This window comes from Lysinibacillus sp. YS11 (genome assembly GCF_002896375.1).
Classification (GTDB): Bacteria; Bacillota; Bacilli; order Bacillales_A; family Planococcaceae; genus Lysinibacillus; species Lysinibacillus capsici.
Genome location: NZ_CP026007.1, coordinates 2,208,252 through 2,231,658 on the forward strand (window position 1 = coordinate 2,208,252; position 23,407 = coordinate 2,231,658).

The 23,407-nt window shown below is 40.3% G+C and carries 18 protein-coding genes, 1 pseudogene and 1 other annotated feature; of the genes and pseudogenes, 12 read left to right on the forward strand and 7 right to left on the reverse strand.

All coding sequences use genetic code 11. The annotated features are described in order from the left end of the window. Window positions 1-111 precede the first annotated feature (111 nt). A complete protein-coding gene (locus tag LBYS11_RS10930; protein WP_004230062.1) occupies window positions 112-1,716 on the reverse strand; it encodes an ABC-F family ATP-binding cassette domain-containing protein in 1,605 nt (534 codons plus the stop codon). Between the two features lie 598 nt (window positions 1,717-2,314). Between LBYS11_RS10930 and LBYS11_RS10935 the strand changes: the two genes are divergently transcribed. From LBYS11_RS10935 to recQ, 5 genes are all read left to right on the forward strand, one after another. Then, window positions 2,315-4,201, forward strand: a complete 1,887-nt coding sequence (locus tag LBYS11_RS10935; RefSeq protein WP_103118113.1) for an FAD-dependent oxidoreductase — start codon at window positions 2,315-2,317, stop codon at window positions 4,199-4,201. A gap of 80 nt (window positions 4,202-4,281) precedes the next feature. Next, window positions 4,282-4,501 (forward strand) — a binding site (T-box leader). Between the two features lie 44 nt (window positions 4,502-4,545). Further along, the gene (gene argS, locus LBYS11_RS10940) at window positions 4,546-6,219 is read left to right on the forward strand and encodes an arginine--tRNA ligase (RefSeq protein ID WP_103118114.1); all 1,674 of its coding nucleotides are present in this window, start codon (window positions 4,546-4,548) and stop codon (window positions 6,217-6,219) included. A 131-nt stretch (window positions 6,220-6,350) separates the two neighbouring features. Continuing rightward, window positions 6,351-7,526: an MFS transporter gene (locus LBYS11_RS10945; RefSeq protein ID WP_103118115.1), complete on the forward strand. Its 1,176-nt coding sequence runs from the start codon at window positions 6,351-6,353 to the stop codon at window positions 7,524-7,526. Between the two features lie 254 nt (window positions 7,527-7,780). Next, complete coding sequence (locus tag LBYS11_RS10950; RefSeq protein WP_199768313.1) at window positions 7,781-8,884, forward strand: TcaA NTF2-like domain-containing protein; 1,104 nt, start codon at window positions 7,781-7,783, stop codon at window positions 8,882-8,884. 7 nt (window positions 8,885-8,891) lie between these two features. Continuing rightward, window positions 8,892-10,664, forward strand: coding sequence for a DNA helicase RecQ (gene recQ, locus LBYS11_RS10955; RefSeq protein ID WP_066036782.1), 1,773 nt, complete (start codon window positions 8,892-8,894; stop codon window positions 10,662-10,664). 61 nt (window positions 10,665-10,725) lie between these two features. Here the strand turns inward: recQ and msrA are convergent, their stop codons facing one another. Next, window positions 10,726-11,247, reverse strand: a complete 522-nt coding sequence (gene msrA, locus LBYS11_RS10960; RefSeq protein WP_083225272.1) for a peptide-methionine (S)-S-oxide reductase MsrA — start codon at window positions 11,245-11,247, stop codon at window positions 10,726-10,728. Window positions 11,248-11,421: 174 nt separating this feature from the next. On the opposite strand from msrA, the gene LBYS11_RS10965 reads away from it, so the two are divergent. From LBYS11_RS10965 to LBYS11_RS10975, 3 genes are all read left to right on the forward strand, one after another. Next, window positions 11,422-12,372, forward strand: a complete 951-nt coding sequence (locus tag LBYS11_RS10965; protein ID WP_048392859.1) for an LCP family protein — start codon at window positions 11,422-11,424, stop codon at window positions 12,370-12,372. Window positions 12,373-12,436: 64 nt separating this feature from the next. Next, complete coding sequence (locus tag LBYS11_RS10970; protein ID WP_048392857.1) at window positions 12,437-13,636, forward strand: AI-2E family transporter; 1,200 nt, start codon at window positions 12,437-12,439, stop codon at window positions 13,634-13,636. A 101-nt stretch (window positions 13,637-13,737) separates the two neighbouring features. Beyond that, window positions 13,738-14,103 carry a cupin domain-containing protein gene (locus LBYS11_RS10975; RefSeq protein ID WP_103118117.1) on the forward strand — a complete coding sequence of 122 codons (366 nt, stop codon included), beginning with the start codon at window positions 13,738-13,740 and terminating at the stop codon, window positions 14,101-14,103. A 55-nt stretch (window positions 14,104-14,158) separates the two neighbouring features. Here LBYS11_RS10975 and LBYS11_RS10980 read toward each other — a convergent pair whose 3' ends face one another. Next, complete coding sequence (locus LBYS11_RS10980) at window positions 14,159-15,334, reverse strand: aminotransferase class I/II-fold pyridoxal phosphate-dependent enzyme (protein WP_016992684.1); 1,176 nt, start codon at window positions 15,332-15,334, stop codon at window positions 14,159-14,161. A gap of 232 nt (window positions 15,335-15,566) precedes the next feature. Between LBYS11_RS10980 and LBYS11_RS10985 the strand changes: the two genes are divergently transcribed. Next, entirely contained in the window at window positions 15,567-16,448 is an 882-nt protein-coding gene (locus LBYS11_RS10985) for an aminoglycoside 6-adenylyltransferase (RefSeq protein WP_066036780.1), read from the forward strand. Window positions 16,449-16,462: 14 nt separating this feature from the next. Then, window positions 16,463-17,278, forward strand: coding sequence for an ATP-binding protein (locus LBYS11_RS10990; RefSeq protein WP_103118118.1), 816 nt, complete (start codon window positions 16,463-16,465; stop codon window positions 17,276-17,278). A gap of 46 nt (window positions 17,279-17,324) precedes the next feature. On the opposite strand, the gene LBYS11_RS10995 is transcribed toward LBYS11_RS10990, so the two are convergent. Then, a complete protein-coding gene (locus LBYS11_RS10995; RefSeq protein ID WP_048392847.1) occupies window positions 17,325-18,119 on the reverse strand; it encodes an enoyl-CoA hydratase/isomerase family protein in 795 nt (264 codons plus the stop codon). Window positions 18,120-18,486: 367 nt separating this feature from the next. Here LBYS11_RS10995 and LBYS11_RS11000 point away from each other — a divergent pair, with 367 nt between their 5' ends. Further along, window positions 18,487-19,362 carry a tyrosine-type recombinase/integrase gene (locus LBYS11_RS11000; protein ID WP_103118119.1) on the forward strand — a complete coding sequence of 292 codons (876 nt, stop codon included), beginning with the start codon at window positions 18,487-18,489 and terminating at the stop codon, window positions 19,360-19,362. A 43-nt stretch (window positions 19,363-19,405) separates the two neighbouring features. Here the strand turns inward: LBYS11_RS11000 and LBYS11_RS11005 are convergent, their stop codons facing one another. The 3 genes and pseudogenes from LBYS11_RS11005 to LBYS11_RS11015 form a co-directional block, all read right to left on the reverse strand. After that, window positions 19,406-20,260, reverse strand: coding sequence for a transglutaminase family protein (locus LBYS11_RS11005; RefSeq protein ID WP_048392841.1), 855 nt, complete (start codon window positions 20,258-20,260; stop codon window positions 19,406-19,408). Window positions 20,261-20,321: 61 nt separating this feature from the next. Beyond that, a complete protein-coding gene (locus LBYS11_RS11010) occupies window positions 20,322-21,287 on the reverse strand; it encodes an alpha-E domain-containing protein (RefSeq protein WP_083225270.1) in 966 nt (321 codons plus the stop codon). Then, a pseudogene (locus LBYS11_RS11015) lies at window positions 21,241-22,730 on the reverse strand (circularly permuted type 2 ATP-grasp protein). The gene LBYS11_RS11010 and the pseudogene LBYS11_RS11015 overlap by 47 nt, the downstream one beginning before the upstream one ends. A 76-nt stretch (window positions 22,731-22,806) precedes the next feature. On the opposite strand from LBYS11_RS11015, the gene LBYS11_RS11020 reads away from it, so the two are divergent. After that, window positions 22,807-23,220 (forward strand): hypothetical protein, encoded by a 414-nt coding sequence (locus tag LBYS11_RS11020; protein ID WP_103118120.1) that lies wholly within the window; start codon window positions 22,807-22,809, stop codon window positions 23,218-23,220. Window positions 23,221-23,407: the final 187 nt, after the last annotated feature.

The following is a 23,407-nucleotide window of genomic DNA, read 5'->3' on the forward strand; positions in this document are numbered from 1 at the left end:
AATGCTATACTATATCATTCAATAAAAATCCTTTTAATCCTTTAAAAACCATATAAACACAAAAGACAAAAAAATCCTCTACCCACTATGGGTAGAGGATTTTTGTAAAGCTTAGCTTAAACCTTGGCTATCTTTCCACTCTAGGAATTCATCATATGTTAACTGCTTATCTAAAATAGAGCCGTCTTCACGGATTTCGATGACACGGTTAGCAATTGTTTGGATGAACTGATGGTCATGTGATGTGAAAATCATTGCGCCTTTGAAACGAATTAAGCCTTCGTTCAATGCTTGAATAGATTCAAGATCAAGGTGGTTCGTAGGTTCATCTAATAAAATAACATTTGCTGTCGCAAGCATCATTTTCGATAGCATACAACGTACCTTTTCGCCCCCAGAAAGAACAGCAGGGGATTTCTTCACTTCTTCACCAGAGAACAGCATACGTCCTAGGAAACCACGTAGGAAGCTTTCTGTTTCATCGTCTGGAGAATATTGACGTAACCATTCTACTAATGTTTTTTCAGAACCTTCGAAGTACTTGTCATGATCGTTTTCGAAGTAGCTTTGAGATGTCGTTACACCCCATTTAAATGTGCCAGCATCCGCTTCTTTTTCTTCCATTAAAATATCAAGAAGTGCTGTTTTCGCCATTGGGCTACCAAGTAAAACAATTTTATCTTCTTTGTTCATCGAGAAGCGCATGTCCTTGAAAAGCGTTTCGCCTTCATGACTTGCTGTTAGACCGTCTACTGTTAGGACATCGTTACCAATTTCACGGCCGATTTGGAAGTTGATGAATGGATATTTACGGCTTGATGGCTTAATATCATCCAGCTCAATTTTATCCAGCATTTTTTTACGAGATGTTGCTTGCTTCGATTTAGAAGCATTGGCAGAGAAACGTGCGATAAACGCTTGTAATTCTTTAATTTTCTCTTCTTTTTTCGCATTTTGGTCTTGTGCCATTTTTTGTGCTAATTGAGAAGATTCATACCAGAAATCATAGTTCCCTACATATAATTGGATTTTAGAGAAGTCCAAATCCGCAATATGTGTACATACTTTATTTAAGAAGTGACGGTCATGGGATACAACAATAACTGTATTCTCAAAGTTAATCAGGAACTCTTCCAGCCACTGAATTGCCTTTAAGTCAAGGTGGTTGGTAGGCTCATCGAGTAATAGTACATCAGGCTGACCAAACAGTGCCTGTGCCAGTAATACTTTAACTTTGTCAGAACCTTCAAGATCGCCCATTAGCATGTAATGAAGATCATCGGAGATACCTAAACCGTTTAATAGTGTAGCCGCTTCTGAATCAGCTTCCCAACCGTTTAGCTCTGCAAATTCACCTTCTAACTCTGCAGCACGCATGCCATCCTCATCTGAGAAATCTTCCTTTGCATAGATAGCGTCTTTTTCTGTTTTCACGTCATATAGGCGTTTATTCCCCATAATAACTGTGTCGAGCACTGTATGCTCATCGTATTCGAAGTGGTTTTGTTTCAGGACAGATAAACGTTCGTCCTTACCCATCGATACATTTCCTTCCTGCGCTTCAATTTCACCAGAAAGGATTTTTAAAAATGTTGATTTACCAGCACCATTTGCCCCAATTAAACCGTAGCAATTGCCTGGTGTGAATTTTATATTTACGTCTTCAAATAGTTTACGATCGCCATAGCGAAGACCTACATTACTAACTTGAATCATGCAAGTTCCTCCTTTTTTTCACAATGGCTCTAGTATAGCATGAAATATGTTCCATAGTCTATAAACATTATTAAATCAAGGTTTGGCGTTCTTTCCACATTTTTTGTTAAACATAAACTGAATAAAGATACAATAAAAAAATTAAATTTGGTGTAACTTTCTTTGAGAGTGGAGCGTCTATTGTAGTGTGATTAACTATTTTTGAAAAAGAATAGAAAAATGACATCATTTTCCACGGGGATTTTAGTTGCTTATTCACAAAGGTTTCGTCTAAAATGATTCTGACTGTTTATATATCAAGTAAATCATCACTGGTGCCCACAAGCCCATCCCCGTTTTGAATGCCAGCTATTCGTGGCTCTTTCATTTATACTAGATAGATGTTGCTAAAGTTAGACGAAAAACATCACAATCCTCATAAATGATTTCATTCATTTATCTTGATGATAATTTCATAGAGAATGCTGTAAGCTAAAGAATTATTCGTTTGTGGTAATGATATGCTATGCCTGCGTTCAACTAGGACATTCAGCCCTTGTGGCGGGAATGATGATTAAATAAACATATCGATGGAAATTTTAACAATTGGAGGTATATTATGGGTAAGGGCTTATTATGGACAGCCACTTGTGTAATAGTAGTTTTAGTTGGGTTTGGTAGCTACTATTTTATTAAAGAAATAACAAACTCTATGGCATACGATAAATTAGTAGATGAGTATAAAAAGCCAGAACCAATTGAACATATAGAGGAAGAATATGATGTTATTGTCATCGGTGGTGAACCAGAGGGAGTGGCTGCGGCTGTAGCTGCGGCTCGAAATGGTGCGAAAACATTGCTGGTCGAAAAACGACAAGAGTTAGGTGGATTATTTACATATGGTATGCTGAATTTCCTCGACATTCCTCGTGATGGCCATAACAACTCGATTAGTGAGGGAATATTTAAGGAATGGCATGAACTTGTTAGAGGGAATGACGCTTTTGGTATTGTAGGTGCTAAGGCAGCCTTTAAAAAGCTGATCGATGAAGAGCCCAACTTAACGTTATCCGTGCAAACCGAGGTTGTGAAAGCAAATGTCAAACAACAACAATTAACGTCTGTGGAATTAAAAAATGAGTACGGTACATATGTTGTGACGGGGAAATCATTCATAGATGCTACACAGGATGCTGATTTTGCAGCCTTGTCGGGCGTTCCTTTCTTTGTGGGCGGAGAAGATATTGGCATAAAGGATAAGCGTATGGCTGTGACTTTAATGCTACATTTAAAAAATGTCAATTGGGATGAAGTCAAAAAAGCGGCTAATTCCGGTGTATTTGGCGGTGCTAATTTAAATCATACGGTGATGTGGGGCTTTACAAAGCTACATGATGAATACAAGCCATTACAAGAGGGTACTAGATTACGAGGGTTAAACTTAGCTCGTGTAGATGATGAATATTTCATCAATGCCTTACAGATTTTTGGTATTGATGGTTTGAATGAATCCTCAAAACAAGCGGCGATTGTCGCTGGGAAGAAAGAAACGTTACACATTCTAAAATATTTACAAACAAACTTCCCAGGGTTTGAAAAAGCTGAAATTGTCAGCTATCCAGAAGAGCTCTATGTCCGAGAAACGAGACATATTTGGGCAGAGTATCAATTACCAATGGCAGACCTGTGGAAAAATAGTGATCAGTGGGATAGTATTGGCATTGCCTCTTATCCAGTCGATGTGCAAGCGCAAACGCCTCATGATTACGGCTATGTGATCGCTTCACCCAAGCAATATGCTATTCCTTTCCGGTCGTTAGTACCGAAGGATATTGATGGCTTATTGGTTGTCGGACGCTCTGCTGGTTATTCCTCACTTGCAGCTGGTAGTGCACGTATTGTTCCAACAGGGATGGTGACAGGTGAAGCGGCTGGGACTGCGGCTGCTCTTGCACAGAAGCACGATGTAACCTTTAGAGACATGAGTAAGGATAAACCATTAATCGCTACATTACGAAAGCAATTGGCTAAGCAAGGTGCCTATGTTGATTCATTTTCAATTGAGTATCCATATCAAGGAGAATGGTATGATGAAGCCATTCAAACCCTCATTAATTACGGCCTTGTTGTGGGCGGCTATGATAATGACCTAAAAGTAGACAGTAAGGCGACGAAAATAAAGTTTGCTAAAATGTTAAAAGAGAGCATGCTACGTGCTGGTGGAGAAAGTGCAGCAGGAGTGAAGGACCAGCTCGAAATTGTCATCAATAAAGTTTATAATCAAGGCGATGAAGCTATTGAGCGAGATGAGCTAGCTCAATATTTGGCTGACGTCCTCATGGGTGAATCCAATGCGACTAGCTGGGATACATTAGTAGAAAAAGGAATTGTCACGGAGAAAGTAGCGAAGAAAGTCTCTGATAATAAGAAATTAAAATTAAAAGAGATGTATGCGATTATGGCTGATGTGATTCATTATGTAGAAAAAAAACGTTCCTCCTTGTGAGGAGCGTTTTTTGCTGAAACGGCAACGTAAAAAAGGGTTGACGTCAATTAGAAAGTCCTGTAATATATGTCAAAATCATAAAAAATTCGATGAAAAAGAGAGTAATTGATGGAATGACTGGCAAGCGAGTTAGGGATGGTGGGAGCCTAATGCAGGAACCATGAATGAAGCGCACTTTGGAGAAGATTCTCGAACAAATAGTAGAGAATAGCGGGGCGTCACCTCGTTAACAACGGAAAGTGGTCATGTGACATGGCAACTAGAGTGGTACCACGGGATTATCATGCTCTCGTCTCTAATTATAGAGGCGAGGGCTTTTTTATTTGAACAGGAGGAGGAGCAAAATGAATCAACAAATCGCCGACAGTATAGCAGTCGCATTAAAGCAGCAAATAATAGGAGAGGACATATTGTCATTATTAGAAAAACCCAAAAGCTTGGAGCTAGGGGACGTAGCCTTTCCATGCTTTACTCTAGCAAAAGTGTTGAAAAAATCACCGCAAAGTATCGCAGCACAGATAGCAAGTCAATTAAATCATGACAGTATCGAGCGTGTGCAAGCTGTTGGTGGCTATGTCAATATTTTTCTTGATCAACAAAAGGTGACGCAACAGGTGTTACGCAAGATTCTGCGCGACAAGCAACAATATGGTACTACGCCAACAAAGATGGGAACGGTCGTCTTGGATTTTTCCTCTCCTAATATCGCCAAGCCTTTCTCGATGGGACATTTACGTTCAACGGTCATCGGTAATGCCTTAGCAAATATTGCAGAAAAAAATGGCTATCAAGCCATTCGTATCAATCATTTAGGGGACTGGGGTACACAATTTGGCAAGCTTATTGTTGCTTATCAGCTTTGGGGTGATAAACAAGCTATTTCGGCTTCCCCGATAGAGGAGTTATTAAAGATTTATGTGAAGTTTCATGAAGAGGCCGAGCAAGACCCAACGCTCAATGAACAGGCTCGTGCCGCCTTTAAAGCATTGGAGGACGGTAATGAAGAGGCGCAGGCATTATGGCAATGGTTCCGAGATGTGTCATTCATAGAATTTCAAACAATATATGAGCTATTAGGAATTCATTTTGATGCCTTTATAGGTGAAGCCTTTTACAATGACAAAATGCCGTCCGTTGTAACAGAATTAAAAGAAAAAGGGCTCCTTGTGGAATCAGAAGGTGCGTATGTTGTGGAGATGGAGGAGATGCCTCCATGTTTAATAACGAAAACGGATGGAGCCACGCTTTATGCGACGCGTGATTTAGCAGCAGCCCTGTATCGCCAACAGCACTACCAGCCCCAAAAGATGTTCTACGTTGTTGGCAATGAGCAGTCCCTCCACTTTAAACAACTTTTTCAGGTCATCGAAAAAATGGGCTATCCTTGGGCAAAGAATCTGCAACATGTGTCATTTGGCATGATGCTGAAGGATGGCAAAAAAATGTCGACTCGTAAAGGTAAAGTGGTGTTATTAGCTGATGTACTAGCAGAAGCTATAACGACGGCACAGCGTAATATGGAGCAGAAAAACCCTTCTCTACCTAACAAAGAGCAAGTCGCAAAGCAAGTGGGGGTTGGAGCGGTAATTTTTAATGATTTAAAATCCCATCGTCTCAACGATATTGAATTTTCAATCGAGCAAATGATGAATTTTGAAGGCGAAACAGGGCCATATGTACAGTATACATATGCACGTATTTGCTCTATTTTAGATAAAAAGAAAGCTCCGACTCAAGATATGCTATTCAAATCTTTAGGAGAGCAGGCTTGGCCGATTATTTTATTACTAGAACAGTTTCCTAAAACGGTAGCTATGGCTTTTGAGCAGGCTGATCCGTCCCAAATAGCGAAATATGCCTTACAACTGGCACGTTTATTTAATAAATATTATGCACAGTACAAAATATTAGTAGAAGATGAACAGCAAGCATCCCGTCTTGCATTATGTCAGAGTGTTGCTATTGTTTTAAAAGAGTCATTAGCCTTATTAGGTATTGAATCACCTGAAAATATGTAAGAAGCCTTAGCCATGTAAAGGGTAAACTGTCCAATCATTGACCAACCATCGAAAACATGATAAAAGGATAGAGGAATCCATGCAAGCTTTTCATAAATGAAGGCTGCGTAATAATAGAGGGGATCAAACAATTGGTTAAAAAACATTGGACATTATCACTCACCTTCGTGGTCATTAGTATATTTTTTGTCGCTCTTAATATGAGGCCAGCTGTCACGGGAATAGGACCGCTTTTTAATGTCCTCATGACATCCTTACAAGTCTCGAATACAAGCATGAGCTTTCTCACAGCTATCCCCGTTTTTTGTATGGGATTATTCGCACCTTTGGCTGTCCCGCTTCAGCGAAAAATGGGCACGAAATCAGCTATCACCCTTTTAGTGGCCATCCTTGTCGTTGCGAATGGGCTACGCTTTTTCCAAGCAAGCTATCTCTTGCTTATCGTGACAAGCTTTGCGGCAGGCTTAGCAATTGCAATGATTGGTCCTATTCTAAATGCTTATATTAAGAAAAAGTTTCCAGAACGCTTTACGACAGTAGTCGGTATCTATTCATTCGGTATAGGCGTAGGGGCTACTTTAAGTGCAGCCTTAACCGTGACTTTTTATCAGAGTTTCAGTAATAGCTGGACAATGGCCCTTGGTATGTGGTCAATCCTTGCTATAGTTGCTCTCGTTATCTGGCTAGCGGCAATTCCATCCGAACACAACGAGCAGCTCCAACAAGTAACTACGTCAGAAGAAGTCCGTAATCCGTGGACATCTAGACGTGCCTGGGTAATTTTACTGTACTTTGGTTTACAAACATCACTCTTTTTCTCAATCATGTCATGGCTTACGCCACTATTGCAGGATAAAGGCCTGTCATTAGAGGCATCCAGTGCTATGCTAACAATTATGTCTATTGTACAAATGATAGGGAATATGGCGGTACCAATTCTTATGGAAAAATGGCCAAGTCGAATGGCCTGGCTACTAGTGTTTAGCTTTGTCGGCGTGATTGGATTTATGCTACTTTGGCTGACAGCGGGTATTTACCTATGGCTGGCTGTTTTATTAATTGGCATTGTGCTAAGCGGGCTATTTCCAATCGGACTATTGCTGCCTCTTGATGAAGCCAAAAATGATCAGGAGGCCACTAGTTGGTCATCTATGGTGCTGGCAGGTGGCTTTATGGTAAGTGCCATTATCCCCATTCTAATAGGCGTTTGCTATGACCTAACGGGCAACCATACATGGACGTATCTGATCTTTGTATTATTAATGCTCGGCATTCTAGTAACGACAGGACTATTAAGAAAAAAATGATTGTAAGAGACATGTGTGAGGTTGCACATGTCTTTTTATGTGAAAATTATTTTGAGGGTATAATATCCTTCCATCCTCACAGCAAATTTTGTCTTCCATCAATATTAATGGGTAGAAAGAAATGACTTTAGGGAAGTTGCTGCATTTTTCTAATATTAATTTTCCAATAATAATATTATGTAAACTTGAAACATTACTAGTCCTTGATTATGATAGAGAAGAGAGAATGTAGAATAGAAAGTTTTGGTGAAGGTATGTATAAAAAAGTGCTCATTTTAGGAGCGGCAGCTTTTCTGGTAGCAGGCTGTGACAGTCAAATAGGGACAGGATGGTTTCAAAATAAAAAGGCAGAGGTGGAAACAGAGGGAGCTGTGACGAAGCAACAGGAAAAAATTGTCCCAGAGGTCAAAGTGATTGGAGAGTATGGTGTTGGAGCAGGCATTATTATCAGGCAGCAGGATGATCAACTGTATATTTTAACGAATGGCGCACTAGTGGCTTCCAAACCAACTGCCCTCGTTCAATTTGGTCAGGACAAGCTGGTAGCAGCGACTATTCATGTCATGTCAACAGCCTATAATATGGCCCTGCTACGAGTAACCTATCAAGCGGATGTGCAAGTGCCTAATTTATATGAAGGTGAGCTAAATCAACTAGCTGTTTATGTGAATGGCTTACCCTATACGATTCAAAAATACCAAGATAAAGTAGCGGCTTATTATATAAAAGCGGAACAATCGATACCTTTAGGAAGCCCTGTCATGGAGGCTGAAAACGGAGCCATTGTCGGATTATATGTTAATCGACAACAGCAAGGAGCATCGCAGCCATACATATTGCCTATAAAGGAATTCCAAGCATCCATCGATGAATGGATTGAGGAGGGCATGACAGCCAGTGTACGACTTTCCCAATCGAAAAATTTATACCCCTATATTGAGCAAGGGGATAAAGAAGCTGTACAGCAAGCAATCGAACAATATGGAGAAAATATATTTGCGTATAATACCGATGAAATTATGCTATTTTTAGATATGTTTCACAAGTATTTAAAGGGGGCTGTGACAACCCAGGATGCAAGTGTTTTGAAACCGATTGTCGGGACAGAGGCTATACAGGAAACCTTGGCTAGTATGGTTGCCTATTATGCTTCCAAGCAAGCCAAAATTCATTTCTCAGACACGGATATTCAGGCAATTCGTGTAGAGGGACAGCGTCTTATCGTACAGGCTAAAACGGAATATATCCTGACGAATGCTGCTGGACAGGAGGCACTTGCCTACTCCAACATGTTGTATGAGTTAGAAAAAAATGAACAGGGCGAGTACAAGCTACTTGGTCTCACAAACAAGGAGTGAATTTTGCATGGAGCAAGCTAGACAAATGCTACAGCATCATTTTGGCTATGATACCTTTCGCCAAGGACAAGCCCAGATTATTGAACAAACATTACGAGGGCAGTCAAGTCTTTGTGTCATGCCAACAGGTGGAGGGAAATCCATTTGCTATCAAATTCCAGCGCTAATGCTTGAGGGGTTAACCATCGTGATTTCGCCACTGATTTCACTGATGCAAGATCAGGTGGAGGCTTTACGTACAGCAAATATTCCAGCAGCCTATATTAATAGTACGCTGACGGCACAGGAAGTGGATGAAACCATGCAGCTTGCTAGTGCGGGTTATTTAAAGCTCCTCTATATTGCACCTGAACGACTGGAAAGTACTACGTTTCTTCAAGCATTGTCGTATTTATCTGTCCCATTACTTGCGATTGACGAGGCTCATTGTATATCGCAATGGGGGCATGATTTTAGACCAAGCTATCGTTCGATCCACAAGCTTTTTACGCTATGGCCCCAAAAACCCACTGTTTTAGCGCTGACAGCTACTGCAACGCCAACGGTTTGTGATGATATTCGTCAATTGTTAGCGATTGATGAGCAGGCAACGGTCATGACAGGCTTTTCACGTGAGAATTTGGCACTTTCGGTGTTAATTGGTGAAAATAAAGAACGCTATGTAAAAAATTATGTTCAACAAAATAAACAGGAAGTGGGCATCATTTATGCAGCTACTCGAAAAGCTGTGGATGCCATTTATGATGTGCTGAGTCGCTCTGGTGAAGACGTTGCGAAATATCATGCAGGTCTATCAGAGAATTTACGAATGGCTGAGCAGGAGCGGTTTTTAAAAGATGAGGCACGTATCATGGTGGCAACGAATGCTTTTGGTATGGGTATTGATAAAAGTAATGTGCGCTTTGTGTTGCATTATCAAATGCCTCGTAATATGGAGAGCTATTACCAGGAAGCGGGCCGTGCTGGCCGAGATGGTCTGCCAAGTGCTTGTATTTTATTGTATGCTTCAGGGGACGTTCAAACACAGCGTTTTCTTATCGAACAGTCACAGGATGAGGCTCGTATTACACAGGAGCTAGCTAAACTACAAACAATGGTCGATTATTGCCATACTGAGGGTTGCCTACAGAATGCGATTTTAGCGTATTTTGGAGAAGTTGAGGAGGAGCCATGTGGGCGTTGTAGTAACTGTATTGACGGGCGAGCAGTGACAGATGTGACAGAGGATGCGCAAAAGGTGCTGGCCTGTGTTGTGCGTATGGGACAAAAATTCGGGAAGACCATGGTGGCACAGGTGCTAATTGGCTCTAAAAATCAAAAGATCGCTGAATTTGGCTTTGCCCGTTTATCGACCTATGGCATTTTAAAAGGACAATATACCTCAAAGGATGTCTCCAACTTTATCGAATTTTTAATTGCAGAGGGCTTGCTGGCCGTGAAGCACGGTACATTCCCTACAATTTATGTATCTGCTGAAGGCAAGGAAGTGCTGCTTGGCAATCGACAGGTCATGCGTAAGGAAGCTGTCACAGTGAAGAAGCTGGTGGATAATGATCCATTATTTGAACACTTACGGGTATTACGCAAAGAGATTGCTGACGAGGAAAAGGTCCCACCATTTGTTGTATTTTCTGATAAAACGTTACGTGAATTATGTGATAAGAGACCAACTGTACTGGAGGATTTACGACAGGTGAGTGGTATAGGCGAAGTAAAATTTGAGAAGTATGGTCAACGCTTCTTTGACGCACTACAATCGTTTTTAGAAGCCTCTGTTTAATAAATTTGTTGCTATTGTATAAAAGAGAGGTGTCCCACAAGCTGGAGACACCTCTTTTATATTATTTTTCCCAATGCTTCGCAATGAACGTATCACGCCCAGAAACGGCACGGTCTTGCTGATAGTGTGCTGTCTCTTTTTTATAATAATCCTGGTGATAATCCTCTGCTGGATAAAAGCGTTCAGCATCGCGAATTTGGGTTACAATAGGTTTATCAAAGCGTCCACTATTGGCAAGCTTTTCTTTCGATGCCTCTGCGATTTGCTTTTGCTCATCTGTATAGGTAAAGATTGCTGTAGTATAGGATTCGCCACGGTCATGGAACTGTCCATACGCATCCGTCGGGTCAATTTGCATCCAATAAATATCAAGGAGCTGCTCATAACTAAAAATAGCAGGGTCGAATTCGATTTCGACTACTTCTAAATGACCTGACGTTCCTTTTTTGACATCTTCATAGGTTGGGTTTTCTAAGTGGCCACCCATATAGCCTGAAGTGACTTTATGTATACCGTCCCACTCGACAAATGGCTTGACCATACACCAAAAACAGCCGCCAGCAAATGTCGCTTTTTCTATCATTTGAATCATCCTTTCTTTTGTGAAAATATTATAGCATTGTTTTACGCCAAACTGTGCAAATGGGTGTAAAATAACGTTTAGATAGAAAAACATGGAATAGATCCTTTTTATAATGAAACTTTCTAGCTAATCAATCGTTACATTAACTATATCAAAATAGAGGAGTTAGTTGTTATGGAAGAGCAAGATTATACGAGACGCTCCCAACGTCCTAAAAAGCGTCGATTACGTAAAGGGAGAGCATTTTTTACACTATTACTATTGTGTATTATTGTGATTGTGGGCTATTCTGTCATGCAATATCGCAGCGGACTTGAATTAGCCAACGACACCAAAGTTGCACAGGAGGATTTTACGGGTGATAGCATCAAAGGGGATATCGAAAACTATTTGATTTTAGGGGTCGATACACGTGGAGAGGAAAAATCACGGACTGATACAATGATGGTATTATCCTGGAATAAAGCAAACAACGACATTAAACTCGTATCCTTTATGCGCGATATTTACGCGGATATTCCAGGCTATCAATCCTATAAGCTTAATACAGCTTACTACCTAGACGGTGTTCAGCTATTAAAGGATACATTAACAAATATGTTTGGCCTACCGATTCATCATTATGCACTAATTGATTTTAAAAACTTTGAATCCTTAGTGGATATTTTAGCGCCAAATGGTGTGGAAATGGATGTTGAAAAGGACATGTCTGAAAATATTGGGGTAGAGTTAAAGCAAGGTGTTCATCGTTTAAATGGACAGGAGTTACTAGGTTATGCGCGTTTCCGTCATGATGCAGAAGGAGATTTTGGGCGTGTTGCACGTCAGCAAAAAGTGATTGAGGCATTAAAAACAGAGTTATTAACGCCTACGAATATGTTGCATTTACCAAAATTTGTTGGTGCTGCACAGGGCTATATCACAACAGATTATTCATCTACTGAGGAAATGCAGCAAGTACTTAAATTGCTATCAAAGGGCAAGGTAAACATTGAGAAAGCAACCATTCCTATCGAGGGTAGCTATCAATTCCAAAACTTTAGCCATGCGGGCGATTCTATTGTCATCGATGTGGAGCAAAACAAAGCCTTTTTAAGTGATTTTTTAGGTATTTCACTAGAGTGATGTTTCGCAAAAACCAGCATTATCCTGTAATATAAAGGGAGAGCATTTGGATTGGGGTGGATATATGGAAAAAGAGAGACCAAAAGAGCGTTCAAGCCTGTTAGCAACCAAGTTTATTCGTTTTTTAGGTGGTAGAAACCTATTATTTACACTGGTAATTTTATTACTGGTGGCATGTGTTATTTTTATGTTTAATCAAGTTTCCTTTATCTTTACCCCGCTACAAGTTTTATTTGAAGTAGTAATTTTACCAGGGGTACTAGCCGTCATTGGTTACTATTTATTACGCCCATTGCTGGCGATTCTAGTACGATGGCGCATACCAAGAATATGGGGTATTTTAATCCTCTATATTGCGGTCATTGGTGTCATTACGTTACTTGTGGTGCTAGTCTATCCGTTTTTACGCGATCAGTTCACGAATTTAGCACAGGAATTCCCAGAGTACTTCATGGCATTTACACAAAACATTGTAGAATTCCTAAATCATTCACGTTTTAATGAGTACTTAGATAAAATTAGTTTTAATTTTGATGAAGTTTTGAATAACTTCACAACGGATATGGTAAAAACAGTGAAGGATATGGCGACCAATGTAGCACAGGGTGTGGCATCTGGTATTACCGGCTTCCTTTCAACGTTAACAGGTATTGTGCTATCACTTGTAACGGTGCCATTCATCCTGTTTTATTTACTAAAAGAGGGCGAAAAATTACCGAAATTTATGCTGAAAGTGTGCCCACCACGTATGCGTAAAGAGGTAACTGACATTTTCCATGACATGGACAAGCAAATTAGTTCGTACATACAGGGACAGATTTTAGTATCCATGTGTATTGGGGCAATGGTAACGATTGGCTTCTTAATTATTGGCATGAAGTATGCTTTATTGCTCGGCTTCCTTGCCATGATTACAAGTGTGGTGCCCTATTTAGGACCCGTTATTGCGATCACACCAGCAGTCATTATCGCTCTTGTTACATCCCCATTGATGCTGATTAAGCTGGCAATTGTATGGACAATCGTTCAATTAATCGAAGGAAAGTTCATTTCACCGCAAATTATGGGGAAATCACTCAGTATTCACCCGATTACGATTATCTTTGTACTATTAACGGCAGGCTCGTTATTTGGTGTCCCAGGCGTTATTTTAGGGATTCCGGGCTATGCAATCTTTAAGGTACTTGTCACGCATTTATTCAAGCTCTTTAAGCAGCGCTATAATCGCTACGAAGATGACGTTCATCAAAAATATGATATCTAATAAACGACCAGCTACTGCTAGCAACGCAGTAGCTGGTTTTTGCTGTAGAAAACGGCATTATGCTATTCTAGTAGTAGAGTCAAAGCAAGGGGGAAAAGGAAATGGCATACATACCGATTAATTTTCAAGAGAAACTGGCTAAATTTCAAGAGCATTGGTCTCCAAAGGTTATTGCTGAAATGAATGATTATCAATTCAAACTCGTCAAAGTTCAGGGGGATTTTGTTTGGCATAAGCATGAGGATACGGATGAGGTATTTATCGTCCTTGAGGGGCAATTAATCATCGAATTCCGAGATGGCCAGGTAAGCTTGCGTGCAGGAGAGATGTTTGTTGTCCCACGCAATGTGGAACATAAACCCTTTGCAGCTTCGGAGTGTAAAATTCTGATTGTAGAGCCAATGGGTGTCGTGAATACAGGTGAGGAGCAATCAGAGCTTACCGCTGAAAATGATGTGTGGATTTAACCATCATAGAAAAACCCTTCCAACAAAATGTTAGAAGGGTTTTTACATTGACTAATTATTGCTTTGCTAATAATTGTACTTTTGCTAAGCGATCCACGGCTTCTTGTAGAAGTTCCTTTGGTTGAACTAATGCTAAACGTAAATAGCCTTGTCCTGCTGTACCAAATACGGTTCCTGGAACTGTGACAACGCCTACTTGTTCAATCAATTGAAAGGCTAATTCTGTGCAATCGATAGCATAGGGATATTTAGCCCATACGAACATTCCACCATCAGAGGGTGCTGCTTCCCAGCCTAAAGCTTGTAAGCCATTCATCAGCGTTTTATGGCGCTCTGAGAAAGTGGCACGTAAGCTTTCCGTAATTTCCTCTGCGTTATCCAGTGCTACGACAGCCGCATCCTGGATAGGCTCGAAAATACCGAAATCTAAATTTGATTTTAATTGCTTAATAACAGCGATCATTTCTGCATTTCCTGCGATATAGGCAATACGCGTTCCAGCAAGGCTAAAGCTTTTAGAGAGGGAGTTAATCTCCATACCGACCTCTTTTGCTCCTGGTGCAGCTAGGAAGCTAATAGGGCCATCTCCCGTAAAATAGAACTCTGAATAGGCAGCATCATGGAGGACGATGATATTATACTTTTTAGCAAAGGCGATGACTTTTTCAAAGTATGCTAATGACGGCATCGCTGGTACAGGATTTCCTGGTAAGTTTAAAATCAATAACTTTGCTTTCTGTGCAATTTCTTCTGGTACAGCGTCTAAATCAGGTAAATAATCGTTGTCGGCTGTTTGAGGCATGTAATAAGGTGTTGCGCCAGCTAAGTGAATCCCTGCGTCATACGCTACATAAGCTGGGTTTGTGGATAAGACGATGTCTCCTGGATCACAAAAGGCAATTGGTAAATGCACTAAGCCTTCTTGCGAACCAATTGTTTGAATAATTTCTGTCGCGGGATCTAGATCAACATTACTACGACGCTTATAGTAGCGACTCACCGCGTCATAAAAACGCTGTGTGCCAGTCAGTGTATAGCCATAAGACTCGGCTAAACCTGCACGATAGGAAAGATGCTCACGTATTTTGGCATGCGGAGGAAGATCAGGGCTGCCTAAGCTTAAGTCAATTAAGGTCATGCCCTTTGCTTGCTGCTCTCGAGCAAAATTTTTCAAATCTCCGAAAATTGCTGGTGTAAATAATGACATTTTTTTAGATGGTACGATTTTCAAAACTAGTACACTCCTTGTAGTTGTATAACAGAATAGTAGTTCACATTTTATCATACTGAAGCGCAGAAAGGGACAGATATTCTGAAAAAAGAAAATATTTATATAATGGAGAGGATGTGTGCATAGACTAGCGAAAAAAGATTTTCTGCCATTGGGAGATGCTACTATAAATTCCTTCAAAGAGGAAAGTGTATTATACTGAGTATAAAGCTTTTCAGGTGGGGTGAGTCTTATGAGAACAGAGCAAGAAATGTATGATTTAATCCTAGCCACTGCACAACAGGACACTAGAATTCGTGCTGTTTACCTAAATGGCTCAAGAGCAAATCCGAATGTACCAAGGGATATGTTTCAGGATTTTGATGTTGTGTATGTCGTAACAGATATAGCCTCTTTCTTACAAGATGATAAATGGATTCAAGTATTTGGTGAGCAGCTGATGGTGCAGGAGCCTGATCGATTGGATAAGGGGCTTGGCTTGGACAAAGACTTTTCTTATAGCTATACATATTTAATGTTATTAAAGGATGGGCATCGCATTGACCTTCGCTTATTATCGACACAAGCTATGCTGGATGAATATGGACAAGACAAGCTGACAGTCCCTTTACTCGATAAGGATCAGCTTTTGCCATCTATCTCTCCATCTTCAGATTGTGGCTATCATATTAGTCCACCGACTGTGGGGCAATTTGCCAGCTGTACCAATGATTTTTGGTGGTGCTTACAAAATATAGCCAAGGGCATTTGGCGAGACGAACTCCCATATGCCAAGCAAATGTTTGAGGAAACGACAAGGCAGTCCTTACATCAAATGCTTAATTGGTGGATTGGTCAGCATCATCATTTTCAGATATCTACAGGCAAAATGGGAAAGTATTTAAAAAACTATGTGCCAGCTAATTATTGGGCATTGTACGTAAAAACCTATGCCGACGCTGATTATGCTAACATGTGGAATGCCCTGTTTGCGGCATGTACACTCTTTCGAAGCATCGCAAAGGAGGTTGCCCATCACTTCCAGTTCTCGTACCCTCACGAGGATGATGCTCGTATGTCAGCCTATTTGAAGCATGTACGTACATTACCACCAGATGCGAAAACGATTTTGTAAGGGGGAAGAGGGCATTGAAGGTTTATTCATTAAGTGGACCAAGCGGCACAGGCAAAAGTACAAGTGCGCTGGCCTTTGCCCATAAATTAGGGGTGGAGGCCATTGTTGATGATGGATTACTCATTGTGAATGGCGTCAGAGTGGCAGGTCTTTCTGCTAAATTCGAAAAGAATACAATTACTGCTGTACGACGTGCCATTTTTACAGATCCAGCTCATCGTGAGGCTGTCCAAAAGGCGCTAGCTCATCATCAGGTACAATCTATTTTACTGATAGGTACATCGACTAAAATGACGAATAGTATTGCCAAGCAGCTAGAGCTGGGTCCGATTGAACACTATTATAATGTAGAAGATGTCCGTTCATTGAAAGAAATTCAAAAAGCACGCTTTATCCGTCAAACACAGGGCAAGCATGTTATGCCGATTCCATATAGACAAGTGGAGCAAAATTTCTTTAAACGATTGGTGCAAAAGGGCATGGAGATTTTTTCTTCGAAACGAGAAAAAATCGGGGAAACGACGATTGTACGTCCTGATTTTCAGCGGGAATATATAGAAATCAGCAAGCATGTTTATGTACAGCTACTGACATACTGCTGTAGCCAACAGGCAATTGTACAAAAGGTCGAGCAAGCACAATTTGTGCTAGGGGATCAGGTTCAAGCTATCCTCACTATTCAAGTAAAGCTGCCGATCGATTATCCATTAGCAGCGCGTTTAGTGGAATTACAACAAGCTGTGCAACAAGATTTTTATCTACATTTTGGCTATGAATTAGATGCTATTCATGTACATGTAAAAACGGCTTTGCAAAAGAAAAAAGCGTAAAAAACAGGTACTCCGCTCGCACGTTGGCGTTAAGAGTACCTGTTTTTTATTTAGGCTGGCGAGTGAACTGTGGCTGGCGTTTTTCCACAAAGGCACGACAACCCTCTGCGAAATCACTGCCTACAAATGGTGAAGAGCCTTGCCATAAGGTCGGCGCACTATCGAGACATTCTTGAACAGATTGCTTCACGGCAAGTAAGGATTCAGGCGACATTCCTGCAACCAGCTTACCCATTCGAATCATGTATTTATTTAAATCTTTTTCAGCTACTAGGTAGTTAAGCATTCCAAGCTTGAAGGCTTCCTCTGCTTTAAACATTCGTCCTGTAAAGACTAAATCCTTGGTTGTGGCAGGGCCAACAAGCTGAACTAAACGCTGTGCAAATTTGTTATTTAAGGTGATTCCTAATTTACCGACAGGAATGCCGAGCTTGGCCTTTTCAGAGCCAATGCGGATATCGCAGGCTAAGGCTAATTCCAAGCCAGCGCCCATCGCAGGCCCATTGATGACGCCAATCGTTGGAATCGGGAGGCGCTCAATGGTAGAAATGGTTTTTTCCATATGTACAAAGGCTTCTTCAGCTTGTTCAAGAGAAATGGCATTGAACTCTTTAATATCGGAGCCCGCTGTAAAGTTTTGGCCAGAGCCTCGTAAAATTAGTACTTTATTTTTCGGATTATCTAATACTTGTAGGGCAATTTTGGCTAATTGATCCCACATGTTTGCGGTTAATGCATTTTTTGCTTGTGGTCGATGAATCGTAATAATCGCTAGTCCAGCTGTTTCTTGATAAATAATTTTTGCATCTTCTGCTTCCAGTCGAGTCGTTTTTACTTGCATATCGGAAAGCCTCCTACATGTTAGTGTCTATCTTTATTATATAACACAATTAACCATAAACACGAAATGATACGAATTTTCACATAAAATTGCATTGTTATACAAGAATGTAGGGAATAGTAAGCAATTATTGTACTACAACAGGGGAGCGGAATTTACTATTGTAAGAAAGCAAAAATTATGAGAAACTACTTTAGGAACATATGTTTCTTTATTACGTAAAGGGCATTTGAATGGTAGAAGCGGGTTCCTGTTATAGAAATACAGATTATCCGACATTACAATATGATAAAATGCAGTTGAACCTACGCACCCAAAATATAGTAAAATATAAATAACTCACGCAAAGTAGACAAGGAGGGACGATTTGATTACACTCAGGGACGCATGGAATAGCTACTATTTATTGCTACAATCTTTGAAAAAAAGTCCTGCCACAAAAAAACAATACAATATGGATGGACAGCAATTTTTAACTTTCGCCCATAAGCAAAACTACTTGTATGTAGATCATCAATTGAAAAATTTATTACAGCTCTACTGCGACTATTTAAAGGAAACCTACAGTAATATCAATACTTTTAACCATAAAATAGCGACATTACGAGGCTTTGTAGACTTTATTTTTTTACGAGAATGGGTGGAGCCTTTTGATTATCAGCATCTTTTACAGCCGAAAAAAAGACAAAAAGAGACACTGCAAGCACTGACAAATAAGCAGATCATGCAAATTGCAAACGTATGGCCCACCTATTTTCAATATGCTAAAACAAAGGAGCATGCATGGCTGGCAAGACGCAATGGCTGTATCGTTCAAGTGTTGATGGAAACAGGTTGTAAGCCTGCCGAGCTCGTTCGCATGAAATGGACACACTTTAATGAAGAAAAAGCGACTCTTTTTATAGCCAACCGAAATGGACGTCGAGAAATAAAGTGTTCAACGATCCTCATGGACATGCTCGCACAGTATAAAAAAGAGACGACCAATTTACATGAGCAAGAGATAGGGGAATGGGTTTGGGTAAGCGAGGCAAGTTTAGCGAAGCCGATTACTACGAAAACAGTTGAACGCATTTTTCAAACGATGTCACAAGATATAGGGAAGAATGTAAGAGCCACTGACTTGCGTTATACTGTGATGCAACGGGCGTTTCAACAGGAAAAAACGCTGGAGCACATTCAACAAGAAATGGGCTATGTACGGAAATGGGTGCTAACAGAAAGACAGCAGCGCCTAGAATAAAAGCGTGCAGTAATCGCGATTTATCACCATTACTGCACGCCTTTTATAAATGATTCAATGCTTTGACATTTACTTTGACTGTTAAATCATGCTTGCCTCCTGTATATACCCCTTCCACAGGGCTAATGTCACTATAATCGCGTCCAATACATAAAATAATATGGTTTTCTAATACTTCCACATTATTTGTGGGATCAAGACCGATCCAGCCAATACCTGGAATCATGACTTCTACCCAGGCATGTGTAGCGATATCTCCGATGAGGGCTGAGTTTTCATCGACATATAGATAGCCACTGACATAGCGAGCTGGTATTCCTTTCGCCCGTAAAACAGCAAGCATGACATGGGTGAAATCCTGACAAACACCCCGTTTTAATGCAAATGCCTCACTTGCTATTGTAGTTACATTGGTCGCTGTCGGGTCATACTCAAAGCTAGAATATAAATACTGCATTAAATTAAGCGAAAAGAGCACAGGATTTTCAGCATGACCGATCGCATGATAAACTTCCTCTAGCTGCTGCTCTGTCATAAATGTAAAATGTGTTGCTTTTAAATACGGTAAATAATGCTCATAGAATAGCTGTGAGTGAAAGATGGTCTGCATTTCGGGCGAATATTGAATACGATGAATAAATGGTGCACGCTGAATACTTACAATTGAAGATGTATGAATTTCTAGTATTTGATGTTGCTCTGGTATATAAAAGGAACCAACAGTATTGCCCCAAATATCCGTATGCTCACGGGTTAGGGAGGATGGCGTTATGGCAATTCGATAAGATAATAATCGCTGACGCTCATCGCTACGCGGCTTTAAACGAATAGTATTCAAGCTTTGATCGACTTCAGACTCATATTGAAAAATATTTGTATGCTGAATTTCAAATTTCATCGTGTCCGCTTCCTTCTGCTTACTGACTTGCCTGTTGAAAGGGAGCTGTGGTGAATTCCTTTCAAGGTTGTACGCTGGGTTCATATAAATGATAGATTGTCGAAAAGGCATCACTAAAAGCCATACATTGAGACAATCTTTCCTCCATCATTTTTAGGGTTTCCTCAATAGTCATTTGCCAAAAATCGATATGATCGATTGCAAGAACAAGGCTACTAATATCCGACTGAAGCGTTAAAAATCGTGGGGATAAAGAATCATGTTCAATAGCCGTTATGGCTTCTTCTATTTTCTTTACACAGAACATCACAGAACATGGGAAATGCGCATCTTGGACTAAATACCGAATGATCGTTAGTAAATTGGTCTGGCGATGCTTCCGCATGAAAGATTCTCTTGCTGCGGAAAGATCCAATAAAAAGGTACCATCATCCTCTAACAGTGACGTACCTGTTCGCTTCTGTTGTTCTACGATTATCACGATCATCCGAATGGTTTTTTCTGCTCGTTCAAGCCATTTGCCGACCTGCATAAAATAGAAGGGAAGATCGCGATCCATCGAGCCCTCAATTAACCCTGTCTCCATCCATAAAGTCTTTCGTACATCCTGTAAAAAATCTTGAAGGGCAATGAGTGGAATCGGTCGTTCTCTTTTTAGTATGGACTGTTGCTTTGTTAAATAAAAGGAATTTTGAATTTCCCAAAGTTCCGTTGGCATACTATCACGTGTAACTCGTGCATTTTCCCGAATAGCACGCAATGTGGCATGAAGGGCATTGCCATTTTTCTCAGAAAACAGAAGATAATCAATCAAAGGGTTAACACGAATCGTTGTGTAATTTGCTAAATACTCCTCCTTAGAGGCACAAATATTTAAAACAGCCTCCCAATGATCAATATAATCATGTTCTTGCCCAGATTGCTCCAACATATTCAACAGCTGTACCTGTAATATATGTGCATTTGTTTGTGTACGTTCACTATAACGTGCCATCCAGTACAACGCGTCGGCTACTCGACTTAGCATGCTGCAATTCCTCCTTTAAAATCCACGTATCCTTTGCACCGCCCCCTTGAGAGGAATTCACCACAAGAGACCCTTCTTGTAGTGCCACTCTGGATAAACCACCAGGCAACACATAGCATTCCTCACCTTTCATGACATAGACACGTAAATCAACATGGCAAGGATAAAATCGCCCATTCTGGAAGGCAGGTGCTCTGGACAATTTAATCGTTGGTTGGGCAATGTATTGATAGGGCTGTTCAACAATTTTTTGCTTAAATAAAGCAATCTCTTCCTTACTCGCATGTGGACCAATTAACATGTCATAGCCACCAGAGGCTCCTACATTTTTAATAACGAGCTCGTGTATATGCTCTAGCACCCATTCACGCTGACTGTCATCTCCTAGATGATAGGTTTTCACATTCGGTAGAATAGGTTCTTCCTGTAAATAATAGCGAATCATCTCAGGCACATAGGCATACATTGCTTTATCATCTGCCACTCCATTCCCAACAGCATTCAAGATGGATACATGACCTGCTTGATAAGCAGCCATTAAATGTGGAACACCTAATAAAGAATCCTCACGAAAGACAGTAGGATCTAGAAAGTCATCATCAATCCGCCGATAAATAATATCGATTTGCTGTAGGCCATAAATGGTTTTCATATAGACCTTCAAATCCTGTACAACTAAATCACGGCCCTCGACGAGCTGGATGTTTAAATGCTGGGCTAAAAAAACATGATCGTAATAAGCAGAATTGTACATGCCTGCTGTCAGAAGTACAGCTTTAGGCTCTCTTTCTGCTTGCATGGAAGGTGGACGATGGGCAAGAAGTGCTTTTTTCATATAAGCCATTTGTTTATCAAGAGGTCGAATCGTATGCTTGGAGAAAAATTCAGGGTATACTTCCTTCATCACATCCCGATTTTCAAAGACATAGGAAATGCCGGAAGGGTTGCGTAAATTATCTTCGAGTACATGATAATCACCTTTTTCATCCCGAATTAAATCAATCCCTGCTAAAAATATATGATTCGCAATTGGTACTTGAAGTCCTCTCATGGTTGGTTTGAAATAAGGATTATTTTCAACAAGCTGCCTCGGAATAAGACCGTCCTGAAAGATCTTTTGCTGTCCATAAACATCCTGTAAAAATTTGTTGAGTGCCTCCACGCGCTGCTTGACACCTGCTTCAATCATGGCCCATTTGCTTTGAGGAATAATAATTGGGACACAATCAAAAGGCATGGTACGTTCTGTTCCATCTTGTGCACCATATACCGTAAAAGTAATCCCTTGTCTGAGAAAGCTCGCTTGCGCTTGTCGGTATTTTTCTTCAAGTTGCTCCCGCGAAAAAAGGTTAGCTTATGATGAAAAGATCGATAATGAGGCTTTGGCTTATTGCCATCAAACATTTCATCGAAAAACAGACTAGAATCATATAAATTCATCATATGGATCGCCTCCGAATTCAAGTAGTAGTGAAAACATGTTACACTGTGAATAAATACATAAAAGGAGCTAACAACCATGACCATCATTAATTTAATGCAAGCGTATGAATTAGATAAACTATCCAAATTAAATTTATCAGACGAGGAAATTTTACGAGCTTTGCGTTCGGGGGATGTGTCAGCTTGGCAAGAACAAGTGCCAAACTATGAATTTAGCGAGACAATGGCTCTATATCAGGAAGGGGAACAACAGTTCTTAAATGCATACCATGGCCATTATCGAATCAAGTATGTAACATTACCAGGCATCCAACGTTTATTGCAGCTACGCTTTCAATTAGAAGAAGGGAAGGATTACCAACTATTAGAAACAGGTATCCAGCATTTAACGTGTGATGAGGAAACAGTCACAAGACTTCAGCAAATGTTATCGACAAACTGGTCACTAACAAAACAAGAGGATGGGAATTATTCAGTTTTTGTAAAATAATCCCATGCGCGTTGTGAGACGAATCGACATGGACAGTTACCCATCTATTGTTTTTTCGAAGCGTCTCACACAGCAAATAAAGTCTACTAGATTTTAATATTCATTTACCGAGAACTTTATGCCTAAAATCCTATAACTGTCACAAAATAGTTGTAACAAAAATCCTCTTTTTAAAAAGGGTTTTTTT